14 protein-coding genes are annotated in these 16,846 nt (G+C 68.8%); 4 read left to right on the top strand and 10 right to left on the bottom strand.

Features of this window, described 5'->3' with window-relative positions:
* Positions 1-52: 52 nt before the first annotated feature.
* The 4 genes from ACTJLD_RS28685 to ACTJLD_RS28700 form a co-directional block, all read right to left on the bottom strand.
* A complete protein-coding gene (locus ACTJLD_RS28685; RefSeq protein WP_440660172.1) occupies positions 53-1,477 on the bottom strand; it encodes an amino acid permease in 1,425 nt (474 codons plus the stop codon).
* Positions 1,478-1,666: 189 nt separating this feature from the next.
* On the bottom strand, positions 1,667-3,082 hold the full coding sequence (locus ACTJLD_RS28690; protein ID WP_440660174.1) for an NAD(P)/FAD-dependent oxidoreductase: 1,416 nt from the start codon (positions 3,080-3,082) through the stop codon (positions 1,667-1,669).
* 408 nt (positions 3,083-3,490) lie between these two features.
* Positions 3,491-4,795, bottom strand: a complete 1,305-nt coding sequence (locus tag ACTJLD_RS28695) for an MFS transporter (RefSeq protein WP_027791248.1) — start codon at positions 4,793-4,795, stop codon at positions 3,491-3,493.
* A gap of 128 nt (positions 4,796-4,923) precedes the next feature.
* On the bottom strand, positions 4,924-6,579 hold the full coding sequence (locus tag ACTJLD_RS28700; RefSeq protein ID WP_440660176.1) for a GMC family oxidoreductase: 1,656 nt from the start codon (positions 6,577-6,579) through the stop codon (positions 4,924-4,926).
* 189 nt (positions 6,580-6,768) lie between these two features.
* Here ACTJLD_RS28700 and ACTJLD_RS28705 point away from each other — a divergent pair, with 189 nt between their 5' ends.
* The gene (locus tag ACTJLD_RS28705) at positions 6,769-7,593 is read left to right on the top strand and encodes an IclR family transcriptional regulator (protein ID WP_334035756.1); all 825 of its coding nucleotides are present in this window, start codon (positions 6,769-6,771) and stop codon (positions 7,591-7,593) included.
* Positions 7,594-7,656: 63 nt separating this feature from the next.
* Here ACTJLD_RS28705 and ACTJLD_RS28710 read toward each other — a convergent pair whose 3' ends face one another.
* The 4 genes from ACTJLD_RS28710 to ACTJLD_RS28725 form a co-directional block, all read right to left on the bottom strand.
* Positions 7,657-7,980: a hypothetical protein gene (locus tag ACTJLD_RS28710; protein ID WP_027791245.1), complete on the bottom strand. Its 324-nt coding sequence runs from the start codon at positions 7,978-7,980 to the stop codon at positions 7,657-7,659.
* A gap of 115 nt (positions 7,981-8,095) precedes the next feature.
* Entirely contained in the window at positions 8,096-9,118 is a 1,023-nt protein-coding gene (locus tag ACTJLD_RS28715; RefSeq protein WP_027791244.1) for a DUF2891 domain-containing protein, read from the bottom strand.
* 19 nt (positions 9,119-9,137) lie between these two features.
* Positions 9,138-10,088, bottom strand: a complete 951-nt coding sequence (locus tag ACTJLD_RS28720) for a DUF979 domain-containing protein (RefSeq protein ID WP_440660179.1) — start codon at positions 10,086-10,088, stop codon at positions 9,138-9,140.
* On the bottom strand, positions 10,085-10,774 hold the full coding sequence (locus tag ACTJLD_RS28725) for a DUF969 domain-containing protein (protein WP_060085046.1): 690 nt from the start codon (positions 10,772-10,774) through the stop codon (positions 10,085-10,087). The genes ACTJLD_RS28720 and ACTJLD_RS28725 overlap by 4 nt, the downstream gene beginning before the upstream one ends.
* Before the next feature lie 338 nt (positions 10,775-11,112).
* Here ACTJLD_RS28725 and ACTJLD_RS28730 point away from each other — a divergent pair, with 338 nt between their 5' ends.
* Positions 11,113-11,337, top strand: a complete 225-nt coding sequence (locus tag ACTJLD_RS28730) for a hypothetical protein (protein WP_027791241.1) — start codon at positions 11,113-11,115, stop codon at positions 11,335-11,337.
* A 57-nt stretch (positions 11,338-11,394) separates the two neighbouring features.
* Here ACTJLD_RS28730 and ACTJLD_RS28735 read toward each other — a convergent pair whose 3' ends face one another.
* Positions 11,395-11,823 carry a hypothetical protein gene (locus ACTJLD_RS28735; protein WP_440660181.1) on the bottom strand — a complete coding sequence of 143 codons (429 nt, stop codon included), beginning with the start codon at positions 11,821-11,823 and terminating at the stop codon, positions 11,395-11,397.
* Positions 11,824-12,170: 347 nt separating this feature from the next.
* On the opposite strand from ACTJLD_RS28735, the gene ACTJLD_RS28740 reads away from it, so the two are divergent.
* Together ACTJLD_RS28740 and ACTJLD_RS28745 are read left to right on the top strand one after the other, a co-directional pair.
* On the top strand, positions 12,171-13,175 hold the full coding sequence (locus tag ACTJLD_RS28740) for a chemotaxis response regulator protein-glutamate methylesterase (RefSeq protein WP_027791239.1): 1,005 nt from the start codon (positions 12,171-12,173) through the stop codon (positions 13,173-13,175).
* Positions 13,176-13,231: 56 nt separating this feature from the next.
* The gene (locus ACTJLD_RS28745; protein ID WP_440660183.1) at positions 13,232-14,299 is read left to right on the top strand and encodes a diguanylate cyclase domain-containing protein; all 1,068 of its coding nucleotides are present in this window, start codon (positions 13,232-13,234) and stop codon (positions 14,297-14,299) included.
* Between the two features lie 27 nt (positions 14,300-14,326).
* On the opposite strand, the gene ACTJLD_RS28750 is transcribed toward ACTJLD_RS28745, so the two are convergent.
* A complete protein-coding gene (locus ACTJLD_RS28750; protein ID WP_440660184.1) occupies positions 14,327-16,576 on the bottom strand; it encodes a putative bifunctional diguanylate cyclase/phosphodiesterase in 2,250 nt (749 codons plus the stop codon).
* Positions 16,577-16,846 lie beyond the last annotated feature (270 nt).

The raw sequence follows: 16,846 nt of genomic DNA on the forward strand, positions 1-16,846 counted from the left end.
CGCAAAGACCCGGCTTGCGTGCCGGGCCTTCAGCGTCATGCGTTACCGTGCATTACCGCGGCGGATACGCGAGCAGTTCGCTGTCGTCGAGATGCTCGCGGCGGCTGCGGCGCGTGAGTCCGTAAGCGATGGCCAGCACGGCAAGGCTTGCGACGCCGAGCCACAGCGGCTTGCGCTGGTCCGGGATGAACGCCATCGCGACGAGGATGCCGACCATGCCGACGATCGCGACCCAGGTGAGGTACGGATACGCCCACATCCTGACGCGCAGCTTGCTCGCGGCCACCGGGTCGAGACGCTTGCGCAGGCGCAGTTGCGAGAACGCGATCAGCACGTACACGAACAGCGCGACGGTGCCGTACGAATTGACGAGGAACGCGAACACGGTATCGGGCGACACGTACGACATCACGACCGACACGTAGCCGAACACCGTGCCGAGCAGGATCGCGCGCACCGGCACGCCGCGCTTGTTGACCTTCGCGAGTGCGGCCGGCGCATCGCCGTGGCGGGTCAGTGCAAACAGCATCCGCGACGCCGCATAGAGGCCCGAGTTGAGCGCGGACAGCACGGCCGTCAGCACGATCGCGTTCATCACGTTGGCGGCGGCCGGCAGGCCCATCACTTCGAGTGCGCTGACGTACGGCGTGGCCATCTGATGCGAATTCCACGGCACCAGCGCGACGACGAGCGCGACCGAGCCGACGTAGAACACCAGCACGCGGGTGATCACCGAATTGGTGGCCTTCGCGACGGCTTTCGCGGGCTCCTTGGCCTCGGCCGCCGCGATCGTGACGATCTCGGCGCCGAAGTAGAAGCCGGTGGCCGCGACCGCCCCGCTCATCACCGGCCCGATGCCGAGCGGCATGAAACCGCCGTGGCCGAGCAGCGTCGGCAGCACGGAAGTCGTGTGCATCGACGCGGGCCACAGGCCGAGCACGTAGAGGCCGCCGAGGAACAGGAACACGATGATCGCGCCGACCTTGATCGACGAGAACCAGAACTCGAACTCGCCGTAGCTGCCGACCGAGATCAGGTTCGTGAGCGTCAGCACGACCAGCAGCGCGAGGCTGATGATCCACGCCGGTGTGTCGGGCAGCCAGAACTGGATCAGCTTGGCGCCGGCGACCGCTTCGAGCGCGACGACGATCACCCAGAAATACCAGTACATCCAGCCGGTGAGGAAGCCCGCCATCTTGCCGGGCCCGCGCCAGTTGCCGAACGCGAGGCGCGCGTATTCGTAGAACGAGCCGACGGCCGGCATCGCGCACGCCATCTCGCCGAGCATCCGCATCACGAGCACGACCAGCCCGCCCGTGATCAGGAACGACAGGATCGCGGCCGGCCCGGTCTGCTGAATCACCACGCCGCTGCCGACGAACAGCCCGGCACCGATCACGCCGCCAAGCGCGATCATCGTCATGTGGCGCTGCTTGAGCCCACACTTCAGGTCACTCTGGTTCATCGAGGGTTGCATGTCTTCTCCATATCCAGTTGTCCGGACGCCGCCCGCGCCACCGTCGGGTGAACGCGGGCGCCGCCGGCGACGGCGCGTACAGGGGCGCCTGCAGCCCCGGCCGCACGGATTTCCGTTGCTTTTCTTGTGTTGGACGGCCCGGCGCGCGTTGCATCACCCCGGGCGATGTGCACTGCGTTCAGGGCTTTTTCAGGGCTTTTCGTCGTTCCTGAAGTACGACAGGTAGAGCATCCGCTGCCCGATGCGCCGGAACGGCGCGAACGGGTGGCCGGGCAGCGGTGACGTGAAGATCGGCAGCGTCTGGCGTGCGCCCTTCCCCGCGATCTGTTCGGCGAGCCGGCGGCCGGCCTGCTGCGAATACGACACGCCGTTGCCGCCGTAGCCGAGCGCGTAGTACACCGACTGGCGCGGATCGGGCTGGCACACGCGCGGCATCATGTCGTGGCTCACGTCGACCCAGCCCCACCACGAATAATCGATCTGCACGCCGCGCAGCGCGGGAAACTTGCGCGCCATCCCTTCCTTCAGCAATTCGACATGGCGCGGGTTCGGTGCATCGTCGCCGGTGATCGCGCTGCGGCTGCCGATCTGCAGACGGCGATCGGGCAGGAAACGGTAGTAGAAGCGCAGCGTACGCGTATCGGTCAGCACCTGCGTCGTGCGGAAATTGCACGCGTCGATTTCCGCGTCGGTGAGCGGGCGCGTGACCATCGAATTCGACAGGATCGGCATCACCTTGCTGCGCAGCGACGGATGCAGCGTCTGCGCCGTGTACGCACCGGTCGCGATGCCGACCGCGCGGGCACGCACGACGCCGCCGGGCGTGCGCAGATGGTGCACGCCGTCGATCGTCTCGAAGCCGAGCACCGGGCTGCTCGTATGCACCTTCGCGCCGGCTGCGCGCGCGAGGCGCAGGTAGCCGAACGCGAGCTTCAGCGCATGGATGCCGATGCCTTCCGGCTCGTGCAGCGCGCCGGCCGCCTCGTGGTCGTTGATGAATTCACGGCGGAAGGTTTCCGCGCTCAGCAGTTCGGACGGGTAGCCGAACACGTCCTTCCACACCTTCGCCTCGGCCGCGAGCTTCGCCATGATGCGCGGACGGTGCGCGATCAGGAAATGGCCGCCCGGCTGCGGATCGCAGTCGATTTCCGACACGAGCGACTTGAAGTGTTCGAAGCCTTCGAGGATCTCGTCGTGCATCTTCAGCGCGACGTCCTTGCCCCAGCTCTCGATCCACTGCGAGCGCGACAGCCGGCCCGATGCGTTCTGCCCCTGCCCGCCGTTGCGGCTGCTGCAGCCCCAGCTGGTGCGGTTGGCCTCGAGCACGACGGCCTTGATGCCATGGTCCCGCGCGAGGCACAGCGCGGTCGCGAGGCCCGTGTAGCCGGCGCCGATGATCGCGACGTCGACGTCGAGGTCGCGCGTGACGGGGCCGTCGTCGGGCGGCGGGTTGCCGGCCGTCGCGACCCAGTAGGTCGGCGCGTACTGCTTGCCGCAACCTGGCCCCGGCGACACGAGCGGATCGTAGGTCGGGTCGTAACGCGTATCGTTCGACCGGCCGCCGGCAAAACCGCTCGCGGTGCGTTCGATGGAAGGGGTCGACATGGTCAGACCTCCGACGCGGGCTTGCCTGCCGCGCCGCAACGGGCGCGCGAGGCGATTCGACTGACTGATGCGGGGCGTACGCTCGCCGGGCGGGCGAATGCTGCCGACTGCCTGTTGGTCATGCCTGTCTCCTGATCGTTCTCTTCGGGTCGATCGTGTGCAGATGCTTCAATGCGGCGATCTGTCGAGGAAAGTGTAGGCAGGCCGTTTTTTGGCAGGTAGGGCCAGTGGGCCGGATTCGCTTGGACCAGCGTGCGAGGGTGCCGAACGGCGGGGAACAGCGGACGAGCGGTTGGCGGCAACGATCAGCAGCGCGGGCGCGGGCGCCGCCGACTGATGATCGACGACCGCCAACCGCCTCGTCGAAACGGCCCCGCGCCCCGCCCGCTCCCTCCGCCCCGCCCGCCGTCACATCGCGCGCACCGCGACCTCGGCCACGCTGCCGCGCTTCTCGATCGCCCGCGCGGACACGATCGACAGGAGTGCAGACAACATCACGTACACCCCGACGAGCCACGGCGCACCGCCGTTCACGCGCAGCAACGCGGTCGCGACGATCGGCGTCAGGCCGCTCGCGAAGATGCCCGACACCTGGTAGACGAACGAAATGCCCGTGTACCGCACGTTCGCGTCGAACAGCTCCGCGAACAGCGCGGCCTCGGGCCCGTACGCCATCGCGTAGAAGATCCCGAACGGGATCACCAGCGCGAGCCATACGGCGAGCAGGTTCGACGACTGCGTCTGCAGCAGCCAGAACGCCGGTAGCACCGACAGCCCGCACAGCGTCGCGCCCCACCGGTACACGCGTGCGCGGCCGAGCCGGTCGGACAGGCTGCCGAACACGGGGATGAACCCGCACATCACGACCGCCGCGCTCATCACGCCGAGCAGCGCGTCGCCGCGCGAGATCGACAGGTTGCGCGTCATGTAGCCGATCGAGAACACCGCGAACACGTTGAAGAACACGCCGTCGATATAGCGCGCGCCCATCCCGAGCAGGATCGCCTGCCGGTAGTTGGCGAGCAGTTCGACCACCGGCAGCTTCGTATCGCGCCGCTGGCGCTTGAGCGCGACGAATTCGGGCGTATCGGCCACCCGCGTGCGGATGTAGAAGCCGACCGCGACGAGCAGCAGCGACGCCGCGAACGCCACGCGCCAGCCCCATGCGAGGAACGCGGCGTCAGGCAACACGCGCGACAGCGCCGCGACCACGCCGGCCGCGAGGCACAGCCCGATCGCGAGCCCGATCTGCGGCAGGCTCGCGTACAGCCCGCGCCGGTGCGGCGGCGCATATTCGTACGCCATCAGCACCGCGCCGCCCCACTCGCCGCCGAGGCCGATGCCCTGCAGCACGCGCAGCGTCAGCAGCAGCACCGGCGCCCACATGCCGATCTGCGCGTAGGTCGGCAGGAACGCGACGCCGGCCGTCGACACGCCCATGATCAGCATCGTCAGGATCAGCGCGGACTTGCGCCCGACGCGGTCGCCGAGATGGCCGAACAGCAAGCCGCCGAGCGGCCGCGTGACGAAGCCGACCGCGAACGTCGCATACGCGAGCATCGTCGACACGAACGGGTCGCCGGCCGGAAAGTACTGCTTGTCGAACACGATGCCGGCGACGACGCCGTACAGGAAAAAGTCGTACCACTCGACGGTCGCGCCGATCACGCTGGCCGCGGCCACGCGTCGGACGACCCGGGATTCGATTGCCATGCGAGCTTCTCCAGGTAAGGATGCGCCGCAACCTGCCCCGGCGCCGTACCGGCAGGGGCATCGATGAACGCGCGGCGGCCGTCCGGGCGCAGGCGCACGGGCCACGCGGGGAGATGCGTGGCGAGGCCCTACGCGACGGCCTCGGCGGCCGGCGCGACGCTGCGGCCGCGATCGGCGGCGCGCGCGTCCTCGAGGATCATGTCGGACGCCTTCTCGGCGACCATCACGATCGGCACGTTGGTATTGCCCGATACGAGGGTCGGCATGATCGAGCAGTCGACCACGCGCAGCCCGCGCGTGCCGTACACGCGCAGCCGCTCGTCGACGACCGCGAGCGGATCGCTCGCGACGCCCATTTTCGCCGTACCGGACGGATGAAAGATCGTCTGCCCGTATTCCCGGCAGAACTCGAGCAGCTCGTCGTCCGTCTGCGCGTCCGCGCCCGGCCGCACCTCGCGCTTCATCAGCGGCGCCATCGGCTCGGCGGCCGCGACGCGTCGCGCGAAGCGCACGCCGGCCACCGTCGTGCGGCGGTCGCGCTCGGTGTCGAGATAGTTCGGCTGGATAGACGGCGCATCGCGCGCGTCGTCGGTGCGGATTCGCACGGTGCCGCGCGATTCGGGCCGCAGCTGGCAGATCGAATACGTGCAGCCGGGAAACGGATGCACGCTGCCGCCCGCCGAATCCGCCGACAGCGTCGAGAAATGGAACTGGATGTCGGGCGTCGCCGATTCGTCCGGCAGCGCACGGCAGAACATCCCGCCCTGGTTGATGCCGATCGCGAGCGGGCCGCCGCGGAACAGCGCCCATTGCAGCCCCATCTTCGCGCGGCCGACCCACGAATGCAGTTCGTCGTTGGTCGTGATCGGCTTCGTCACTTCATAGATCAGACGAATCTGCAGATGATCCTGCAGGTTCTCTCCGACGCCCGCCCGATCGGCGACGACCGGAATCCCGTGCCGCCCCAGCAGCGCGGCCGGCCCGACGCCCGACACCTGCAGCAGTTGCGGCGACTGCAGCGCGCCGGCCGCGAGGATCACCTCGCGCAGCGCACGCACGTCGTGAACCTTGCCGTGCTGCACGTACCGCACGCCGGACGCCTGCGTGCCGTCGAACAGCACCTTCAGCGCCTGCGCATCGGTTTCGACATGCAGATTCGGCCGCCCGCGCGCGGGTTTCAGGTAGGCCACCGCCGTCGAGCAGCGCAGCCCGTTGCGCGTGGTGAGCTGGTAGTAGCCCACGCCCTCCTGGTCGCCCGTGTTGAAATCGTCGACGGCGCGCACGCCGAGCCGGTTCGACGCGGCGACGAACGCATCGACGAGTTCGTGCCGCTGCCGGATCGCGGAAGCCCACAGCGGGCCGCCGGTGCCGCGCGTCGGCCCTTCGCCGAGCGTGTTGTGTTCGAGCTTGCGGAAATACGGCAGGCATTCGCGCCAGCTCCAGCCGCGATTGCCGAGCGCGGCCCAGTGATCGTAGTCCTGCTGCTGCCCGCGCACGTAGATCAGCCCGTTGATCGAGCTGCAGCCGCCGAGCGTGCGGCCGCGCGGCCAGTAGAGGCGGCGGTTGTGCATGTTCGGATCGGGATCGGTGTGGAAGCCCCAGTTGTACACGGGGTGGAACATCGTCTTGCCGTAACCGATCGGCACGTGGATCCACATATAGCTGTCGGCGGGGCCGGCTTCCAGCAGGCACACCGTATGGCGGCCGCCGTCGGACAGCCGGTTGGCGAGGACGCAACCGGCCGATCCCGCGCCGACCACGACATAGTCGAAGCTGCGTGTCATTCCGTGTCTCCGTTCCGGGGTTTTGAAAAAATCCGGTATGTTTCGTCCAAATTTATTGAGCACACGGAACACGTACAAGCCGATTTATTGTCCACGCGGCGAATGTGGTACAAAAACCGTTCAATTCGTTTCATTTCCATCGCACACACACCATCCCGGGACGCACGCCGATCCCGACGGAGGAGACACATGCGCGAACCTGCCCCCGCGCTGCCCGATGGCGCGCCCGCCGACGACGCGCGCGTGCTGCGCGCCCTCGCCGTGCTCGAAGCGCTCGCGTCGGCCGGCCAGCCGTACACGCTGTCGCAGCTCGCCGCGCGGCTGCATATCCCGAAGGCGACGCTGCTGCGGCTGATCGAGTCGCTGGAGGCGCGCGGCTACGTGATCCACATGCCCGACTCGCGCGGCCACGACCGCGGCATCGCGCTCGGCCCGCGCTCCGCGCAGTTCGCGCTCGCGGCGCTGTCGAACAACACCTTCACGCGCGGCTGCCGCTCGGTGCTGCGCGCGCTCGTCGACGTGCTCGGCGAAACCTGCAACCTCACCGCGCTCGACGGCGACACGGTGCTGTACGTCGAACGCGTCGAGACGACCGAGCCGCTGCGGCTCGAGATGCGGCCCGGCATGCGCGTGCCGCTGCACTGCACGGCGAGCGGCAAGCTGTTCCTGTCGCAGATGAATGCGCTGGAGCGCAACGCGATGCTCGCGCGGCTCACGCTGAAGAAGATGACCTACCGGACGCTGACCGATGCGCAACTGCTCGCGGCCGAGCTCGACCGGCTCGCCGCGCGCGGCGTCGGCATCGACAACGAGGAATTTGTACGCGGGATGGTGGCCGTCGCGGTGCCGGTGAAGGATGCGGCGAGCGGCCGCGTGCTTGCGGCGCTCGCCGTGCATGCGCCGACCGCGCGCGCGACGCTCAACGATCTGCTGGAGAACGTGCCGAAAATGCGCGACGCGGCGACGCGGCTCGCGCCGCTGCTGCAGGCGGCCGATGGCGCGCCGGCGGGTTGAAGCGGCTGTGCGCGGTCACTCGGTCACTCGGTCACTCGGTCACTCGGTCACTCGGTCACTCGGTCACGCGAGGTGATAACGCAGCCAGAAGGTTTCGCGGCACGCGTTGTCGAACGTCATCCGCGTCGGGCCGATCGGCTGCGCATCGGGATGGCGAAGCACGTCGTAGTCGATCCAGCACTCGGCGCACAGCAGGTCGGACGGCGCGCGGTCCTGCTCGACCGAGCGGCGCACGATCGCGCCGTTGTCGAAGCGGTATTCGGTTTCGTCGCGCGTGACCTCGACGTCGTCGTCGGTCCAGCGGTCGTGCGACGTGACATGCGACACGATCGACACCGGGCCCGCGAGCCCGTGGATCGCGGCGACGTAGGAAATGAGCTTGTCCATGGCGAGGCGGCGAACGGAGGGATGGCCGCCTCGCGCAACATGGATGGCACGAGGCGGCTCGAGCGGCGAGTATAGCCGCGCATCGATGACCTTGCCGCCCGTGGGGTTTCGCGCGCTACGCCTCCAGCGCGAGCAACGCGAACGTCGCGAGCCAGTGCTCGCCCATGTAGTCGCCGGCCACGTGCGCGAGCGCGCTCGCGAGGTGCCGGCCGGCCGCATCGAGCAGCTTCGCGCGCCGCGCGTCGCCTTCCGGCAGCGCGCCGGCGAGCGCGCGCTGGCACCACGCGCGGCTCAGGTTCAGCCCGTCGAGATGGGCGATCTTGCCGTCGCTGCGATCGCTGACCGTCGCCGGCTCGAACAGCGTCGCCGGCTCGCCGCGCGCGAGATCGGGCAGGAAGCGCGCGAACCAGCCGTCGAATTCGGCGGCCGGCAGCACGCGCCGCATCAGCTCGGCCTCCATCAGCGCCGGCGACAGGAATTCGTCGCCCGACGGCTCCCACGCCTGGCACGCGACGTCGTTCAGGTGCCAGCGCTTCGCGGTATCGACGATCAGCGCCGCGAGCCCGTCGCGCTGCGTGTCGCGCGCGAAGTCGAGCGTGAGCGCCAGCGCGAACGCGGTGTTGAAGTGCGTGCCGACGCGCAGCGGATAGGTCGCTTTCGGCAGGAAGGTCTCGAAGCGCGACACGAACAGGTCGGTGAGCGGTGCCATCGTCTTCGCCCAGCGCGCGGCCTGCGGCAGCGCGCCCCTCAGCGCGAGCCGCTCGAGCTGCGCGGCGAGCGCGAGCAGCCACGCCCAGCCGTAGGGCCGCTCGAAGCCGCTGTTGTGCGGCAGCGCGAGGTACGCCCGCTCGCCGGCGACGTTCGCATCGGTGAAGTGCGCATCGACGATCGCGACGATGCGTTCGGCCTCCGGCAATGCCGGGTAGCGTTCGAGCACGCGCAGCACGAGCCAGTAGCCGTGCACGCACGAGTGCCAGTCGTAGCTGCCGTAGAAGATCGGGTGCAGCGCACGCGGCCCTTGCACGTCTTGCGGGCCGGCGAGCGAATGCGTGAGCTTGTTCGGATATTCGCGGGTCAGGTGCGCGAGCGCGAGCGACGCGAACTTCGACGCGAGTTCGGGGGTGAGTCGGTCGGTCATGAGGATCTCGTCCATCGAGTCAGAAGCGGAATACGAACGCATACATCAGCAACGTGTTCACGGCGAGCAGCAGCACGGCGGTCGGCCACTGCGCCTTGATCACGCCGTTCTTGTCCTTCAGTTCGAGCAGCGCCGCCGGCACGATGTTGAAGTTCGCGGCCATCGGCGTCATCAGCGTACCGCAGAAGCCGCTCAGCATCCCGATCGCGCCGACGATCGCCGGGTTGCCGTGGAACTGGTGGACGATCAGCGGCAGGCCGATGCCGGCCGTCATCACGGGGAACGCGGCGAAGCCGTTGCCCATGATCATCGTGAACAGCGCCATGCCGACCGTGTAGGCCGCGACCACCGCGAACGGCGAATCGATCGGCACCCACTCCTTCACGAGCCCCGACACCACCCCGCCGACACCCGCGACCGCGAACAGCGCGCCGAGCGCCGCGAGCATCTGCGGCAGGATCGCGGCCCAGCCGACCGCATCCATCGTATGGCGTGCCTCCCTCACCGCATGCACCGGCGAATCGCGCAGCATCGTGAGCGCGACGGCGAACGCGACGAGCGTGCCGAGCACGAGCGAGATCAGCGTCACGCTCTTCTGGTCGACGAACGGCACGCCCTTCAGCGCGAACGTCCCGATCAGCGTGACGACCGGAATCAGCAGCGCGGGCAGGAACAGCCGGTTGCCGAAACGCTGCGCGAGCGTCTCGCGGCGCACGGCCGCGGCTTCCCCGGCTTCGTCGGACTTGCCGCGCCCGAGCTTGCCCGAGCCGGCGAGCACCGCGAGCGCGATCGCGAGGCAGCCCGTCACGAAATGCGGCAGCAGTGCGCCGAACAGGAACGTGACCGCGTAGATCGCCCAGAACGCGAAATTGACGATGCGGCGCGGGTTCGTGCGGTCCGTCAGGTTGAAGCACGCGAACGCGGCGAACATCAGCCCCGCGAGCGTGTACAGCGATTCGAGGCCGATCATCGCGCGCCCTCCCGCCCGACCAGGCCGAAGCCGCGCGTGAGCCGGCGGTCGAGCAGCGCGAGGCGCGTGCAGTGGATCAGCAGCGCGGCGATCGCGGTCGGGATCGCCCACACCGACAGGTGCAGCGGTTCGATGGAAATCCCGTTCTGTTCGAGAAAGCCCTTGATCAGCAGGATCGACTGGATCGCGATGAAGATGTCCTCGCCGAAGAACACGGCGACGTTGTCGGCGCCCGACGCATGCGCGCGGATCTGCTGGCGCACCGCTTCGGGCAGCTCGCCATGCCGGTTGACCGCGGCGGCCTCGGCCATCGGCGCGATCAGCGGCCGCACCATCTGCGCATGGCCGCCGAGCGACGTGAGGCCGAGCGCGGCCGTCGCCTGGCGCAGCACGAAGTACAGCATCAGCACGCGGCCGGTGGTGGCCGCCTGCACACGCGAGATCATCCGCTTCGCCTGTTCCTTGAGCCCGTTGCGCTCGAGCAGCGCGATCACCGGCAGCGTCAGCCAGATGAGCCCCATGTAGCGGTTTTCGGTGAACGCCTTGCCGAACGCGCTGACGATGTCGACGAGATTCAGCCCGCCCGCCAGCCCCGTCGCGAGCCCCGCGATCGTGACCACCAGCAGCGCATTGAAGCGCAGCGCAAAACCGATCACGACGATCGGCACCCCAATCAGCACCAGCATTGCTCCTCCTTGTATCGGACGCGCGGCGCCTTGGCAACGCGCCGCCTGCCCGGTTTGGACCGGGCTCTGACGGCGCAATCTAGCACGAGACTTTATCGATAAAAAGTCGACAATTTGCTGCTTCGGGTAAACGTTGAAGTGTGCGGACACCGTGCCCGAACCATGTGTCGGCGACGTTTCATCCGAGGAATCGGTGGCCGGCAGGCCGGCGCGGACGCACCGGTCGCGGCACGCGCGTTGCCGCCCCGGAGGGCGGCGTGCGACGGGCCGCCGCGCGTGGCGGAGCACCGGTGCGCCGACTAAACTGGAAAGCATCGGCAACGGACGGGAGAGCCGCCATGATTGACGTATTCCAGACCATCGGCAGCCGCGCGTTCTCCGCTCATCTGGCGAAGGACGGGATGGTGACGCTGATGGAGCAACGCCATGAGGTCGATCGCGTGACGCTCGCGACCGCGTATGCCGCGCTCGTCGAGGAAGCCGAGCAGGAAGACGACCTGCTCGACGCGACGGTCGAAGGCATGATGCGCGCGCTGATCCAGGGGTACGCGCGCAGCCATTGACGGCGCAGCCGGTTTCCTCCGGCGCCCGTCGAAGCGGAAAACGAGCCTGCGCGGGCGCTACGCGGCCGGCGTGCCGGCGCCCATGTCGAACCACCGGCCCGCGCGCAGTTGCCGGTAGTCGGCCTGCGTGAAGATCCTCAGCAGGTTCGCGACCGCGCCGTTGCTGGCGCGGTCGAGCGCCGTCATGAAGGCTTCGACTTCGTCGCGGCCGGCAAACAGGATCGTGCGGAAGTAGCGTTCGCGCTCCGCGTCGGACAGGTTCGTCGCGCTCAGCTGGTATGGATGGTGAAGCGCCGCGAACAGGAAGTAGTAGCGCTCGGCGTCGTCGCGCAGCACGCGCACCGCGTCGGGATCGACCGGGAAATCGCGGTGGAACGACGCATGTCCGCTCTCGATGTAGATCCGGTACAGCAACCGGCCGTCATGCTCGGTGACGATCGGCGCCCACGGGTCGCGGCTGATGAGTACGGTGTCGGGCACGGCCATCCTGAATTCTCCCCGTCTTTTGCTTCGAAGCCGCCACGGTAACATGCCGGCTTCCGCGGCCTGCCGTGCCGAAACCGCGCGGCCATGCACGCACGCGCGGGCCGGCCCGGCTCCGCCGCCCGCCGCAAACACCGCACAGTCATAGAGGAAACGCACTGAATCGGCGCAATGCGCAAATTTTTCGATTGCCGCCGCCCGCGCCGCATGACAGCATTCGGGGCGTCGCCAACCGAAAAGAATGCCGTGCCGTCCGGCCGCCGATGCCGTCCGGCGGCGCCGAACAGGCCCCCTCCTTCCATGAACCCGGCCCACCTCCAGCATCACGAACCGACCGGAGAATTCCGCTTGTGAACATCGGCATCGTCAACGACCTCCCGCTTGCCGTCGAGGCGATGCGCCGCGCGATCGCGCGACGGCCCGAGCACCGCGTGCTGTGGGTCGCGACCGACGGCGCGCAAGCCGTCGAACTATGCGCCACGCAGCCGCCCGACGTCGTGCTGATGGACCTGATCATGCCGAAATTCGACGGGATCGAAGCGACGCGGCGGATCATGCGATCCGAACGACCGTGCGCGATCCTGATCGTGACGAGCTGCATCGGCGCGAATGCGTGGCGCGTGTTCGAGGCGATGGGCGCCGGCGCGCTCGACGCGGTCGATACGCCGCGGCTCGGCGACGGCTCGGCCGGCGACACGACCCGGCTGCTGCTCGCGAAGATCGACCAGATCGGCCGCCTGCTCGACGCGCCCGGCGGCTCGCGCCTCGCCGGCACGCCCCCGCGCACCGGCGGCGGACCGCTGATCGCGATCGGCGCATCGGCCGGCGGCCCCGGCGCGCTCGCGTCGGTCCTCGGCGGCCTGCCGGCCGATTTCAACGCACCGATCGTGATCGTGCAGCACGTCGACCGCGCGTTCGCCGAAGGCATGGCGCAATGGCTCGACGGCCAGACGTCGCTCGCCGTGCGCGTCGCGCGCGAAGGCGACCGCCCGCAGCCGGGCGTCGCGCTGCTCGCCGCGACCGACGACCACCTGCGCATCACGCGCGCCGGCACGCTCGAATACACGCGCGAGCCGGCCGCCACGCCGTATCGCCCGTCGGTCGACGTATTCTTCAACAGCCTGACCGAGCACTGGCCCGGCCGCGTGATCGGCGTGCTGCTCACGGGGATGGGCCGCGACGGCGCGATCGGCCTGAAGGCGCTGCGGATGAAGGGCTACCATACGATCGCGCAGGACGAGGCGACGAGCGCCGTCTACGGCATGCCGAAGGCGGCCGCGACGCTCGGCGCGGCGCGCGCGATCCTGCCGCTCGGACGCATCGCGGGCGAGCTGGCGGCGCTCGCACGGATCTGAAGCCCGATGAACACTTGCAACACCCATGCCTGCCCTCGCAACAACCCGCATCGACCATGACCATTGACCCGACTCACCCGCCAGGCGGCCCCTACGTGCCGCCCGCCGACGTGCCGGCGATGGTGCTGCTGGTCGACGACCAGACGATCGTCGCGGAAGCCGTACGGCGCGCGCTCGTCGACGAGGAAGGCATCGATTTCCACTATTGCCCGCGTTCGGACGACGCGATGGCCGCCGCGATCGAGACGCGGCCGACCGTGATCCTGCAGGACCTCGTGATGCCCGGCACCGACGGTCTGAGCCTCGTGAAGGCGTACCGGACGAATCCGGCGACGCGCGACGTGCCGATCATCGTGCTGTCGACGCAGGAAGAGCCCGTGATCAAGAGCGCCGCCTTCGCGGCCGGCGCGAACGACTACCTCGTGAAGCTGCCCGACCGCATCGAGCTCGTCGCGCGCGTGCGCTACCACTCGCGCTCGTACATGAACCTGCTGCAGCGCGACGAGGCCTATCGCGCGCTGCGGCAATCGCAGCAGCAGTTGCTCGAAGCCAATCTCGAGCTGCGGCGCCTCACGCATTCGGACGGCCTCACCGGGCTGTCGAACCGGCGCTATCTCGACGAATACCTCGCCGCCGAATGGCGGCGCGGCACGCGCGAGCGCAGCGAGCTGTCGCTGCTGATGATCGACGTCGACAATTTCAAGCTGTACAACGACACGTACGGCCACGTGTCGGGCGACAGCGTACTCAAGCAGATCGCGTCGACCATCGAGCGCTGTCTCGGCCAGTCGGGGGATCTCGCCGCGCGTTTCGGCGGCGAGGAATTCGCGGTCGTGATGCCGGCCACGTCGCCGGGTGCCGCGCGGCTGCTCGGCGAGAAGATCCGCCTCGCGGTCGAGGCGCTGCGGCTCCAGCATGCGCATTCGTCGACGGGCGACACCGTGACGATCAGCATCGGCGGCGCGACCATCGTGCCGACGCCCGGCCTGCCGACGACCGTGCTGATCGAAGCGGCCGACCGCGCGCTCTATCGCGCGAAGCACGAGGGCAAGAACCGCGTCGAGATCGACGCGACGCCGACACCGCCCGTCCCCGGCGGCTTCGGTGCGCCGCGCGCCGACTGAACGCCGAACGCCGGCTCGGCACCCCGCTCACGCCGCGCCGAGCCGGCGTGCGTAGTCGCTCGGGTCCAGCGGGCGGCTGAACAGGTAGCCCTGCTGCATGTCGCAGCCGATCTGCTGCAGGAACCACGACTGCGCCTGCGTCTCGACCCCTTCGGCCGTGACCTTCATCCCGAGCGAATGCGCCATCGCGACGACGGCCTGCGTGATCGCCACCGAATCGTGATGATCGGGCACGCCCGACACGAACGAGCGGTCGACCTTCAGGTTGTGCAGCGGAAAGCGCTTCAGGTACGCGAGCGACGAATAGCCCGTGCCGAAATCGTCGACCGAGATGCGCACGTTCATGTCCGTGAGCGCCTCGAGCATCGGCAGCACGGTGTCCGTGTCGTTCATCAGCAGTCCTTCTGTAATCTCGAGCTCGAGCGCGGACGGATCGAGCCGCGTCTGCGCGAGGCAGCGACCGACCGACTCGACGAGGCCTTCGTGGAACTGCCGCGGCGACAGGTTGACGGCCAGCACCAGGTCGGGCGCGATCGTGCGGCGCCATTCGGCCGCCTGCCGGCACGCGGTTTCGAGCACCCACTGGCCGATCGCGACGATCTGCCCCGTATCTTCCGCGACCGGAATGAACTCCGCCGGCGACATCGGCCCGAGCTCGGGGCTCGTCCAGCGCAGCAGCGCCTCGGCGCCGACGGTGCGGCCGCTGCGCGCGTCGACGACGGGCTGATACGCGAGCCGCAGCATGTCCGACGCGAGCGCGCGCCGCAGCGACTGCTCGATCGCGAAGCGGCGCTGCAGCCGCAGGTTGAGCTGCGCGGTGAAGAACGTGAAGTGGTTGCGGCCGCGCTGCTTCGCATCGTACATCGCCGAATCGGCGTTGCGCATCAGCGTGACGGCATCGTCGCCGTCGCGCGGCGCGACGCTGATCCCGATCGACACGCCGAGCCAGTATTCGTTGTTCGCGATCGCGAACGGCTTCGCGATCGCATCGATCACCTCGCGCGCGAGCACCGCGAGCTTGTCGGGATCGTCGCAGTCGTCGACGAGGATCACGAACTCGTCGCCGCCGACGCGCGTGAGCGCATGCTGCCCGCCTCCGCACGCCGCGAGCCGTGCCGCGACGCTGCGCAGCAGCGCGTCGCCCGCGTCGTGGCCGGCCGTGTCGTTGACCTTCTTGAAGCCGACGAGATCGATGAACAGGATCGCGACGCGCGCGGGCCCGCCCGCCGCATCGTGGCCGCCGAACAGCTCGCGCATGCGGTCGCCGAGCCAGCGGCGGTTGTAGAGGCCCGTCAGCGCATCGCGGGTCGCCAGGTAGCGCAGCTGCTGCTGCGCTTCGCGCACGGGGCCGATGTCGTTGAATGAAACGAGCACCGAGTCGGCCTGCGTTTCGCCGGGCCTCACGATCGGCACCGCGTTGCCGCGCACCCAGATGATGTCGCCGTCCGCCAGGCCGAAACCGACCGTGTAGTCGAGCATCGGCGTGGCCGTTTCAAGCGCGCGCCGGCTCGGCCAGTCGTCGGGCGCGATCGGCGTGCCGTCCTCGCGCAGCTTGCGCAGGATCACCGTCGACAGCCTGCGGCCGACGAGGTCGCCCTTCACGCGCATCATCCGGTTCGCACTCGGGTTGCTCGCGACCACGACGCCATCGCGCGACACGACGAGGATCCCTTCGTTCAGGCTGTTCACCACGAGCCTGTGATGTTCCTCGCTGCGCGCGAGCTGTCGCGCGATCCGGTCCTGGTGCACCGCGAGGCCGACGCTGTTGCCGATGTCGCGCAGCAGTTCGGTTTCCTCGTCGCTCGGCCGGCGCGGCATGCGGTGATAGACGGCGAACGCGCCCAGCACGGCGCCCGCGTCGTCGAGAAACGGTACCGACCAGCACGCGCGCAGGCCCAGCGGCAGCGCAACCGCACGATAGTCGGCCCACAGGGGATCGGTTTCGATGTCTTCGACGACGACCATCCGGCGCAGGTACATCGCCGTGCCGCACGAGCCGGCCACCGGCCCGATCGTCGCGCCTTCGATCGCCGCGCTGTACTGTCGGGGCAGCGACGGCGCGGCGCCGACGTGCACGTGCACGCCGTCGATATCGAGCAGCAGGATCGTGCACGACGCACCGTCGCCGAGCAAAGCCTCGGCGCGCCGGCAGACTTCGACGAGCAGCTCCGGCAGCGGTGTGTTGCGCGTGATCAGCCTCAGCACGCTTTGCTCGGACGCGAGCACTTCCGCCGCGAGCCCGAGACTGTAACGAGAACTTTGCGGTTCGGTATTCAAGATGAATCCTGCCGTCTGTCCGATCGGGTCTGATGCGCCCGATTCGTTTTCGATCCTTCGTGCCGTTTTTCGCTCCGGGTATACGCCGATGCCCGGTGCGCCCCGTATTGCACGCGGTGCCAACGCGCGCCGAAATACATTTAACACCAATCCGTGGCAACCCGGGCGTCCATGCGCATCAGGGGTTACACGCGGTCGATGCGGCATGTCCGGCCGGCAGTCAGTCCGCCGGAAGACCTGCGCGCGGCGCGACCGCTCCGGGCAAGGCCG

This window comes from Burkholderia sp. 22088, from assembly GCF_052045915.1.
Classification (GTDB): Bacteria; Pseudomonadota; Gammaproteobacteria; order Burkholderiales; family Burkholderiaceae; genus Burkholderia; species Burkholderia cepacia.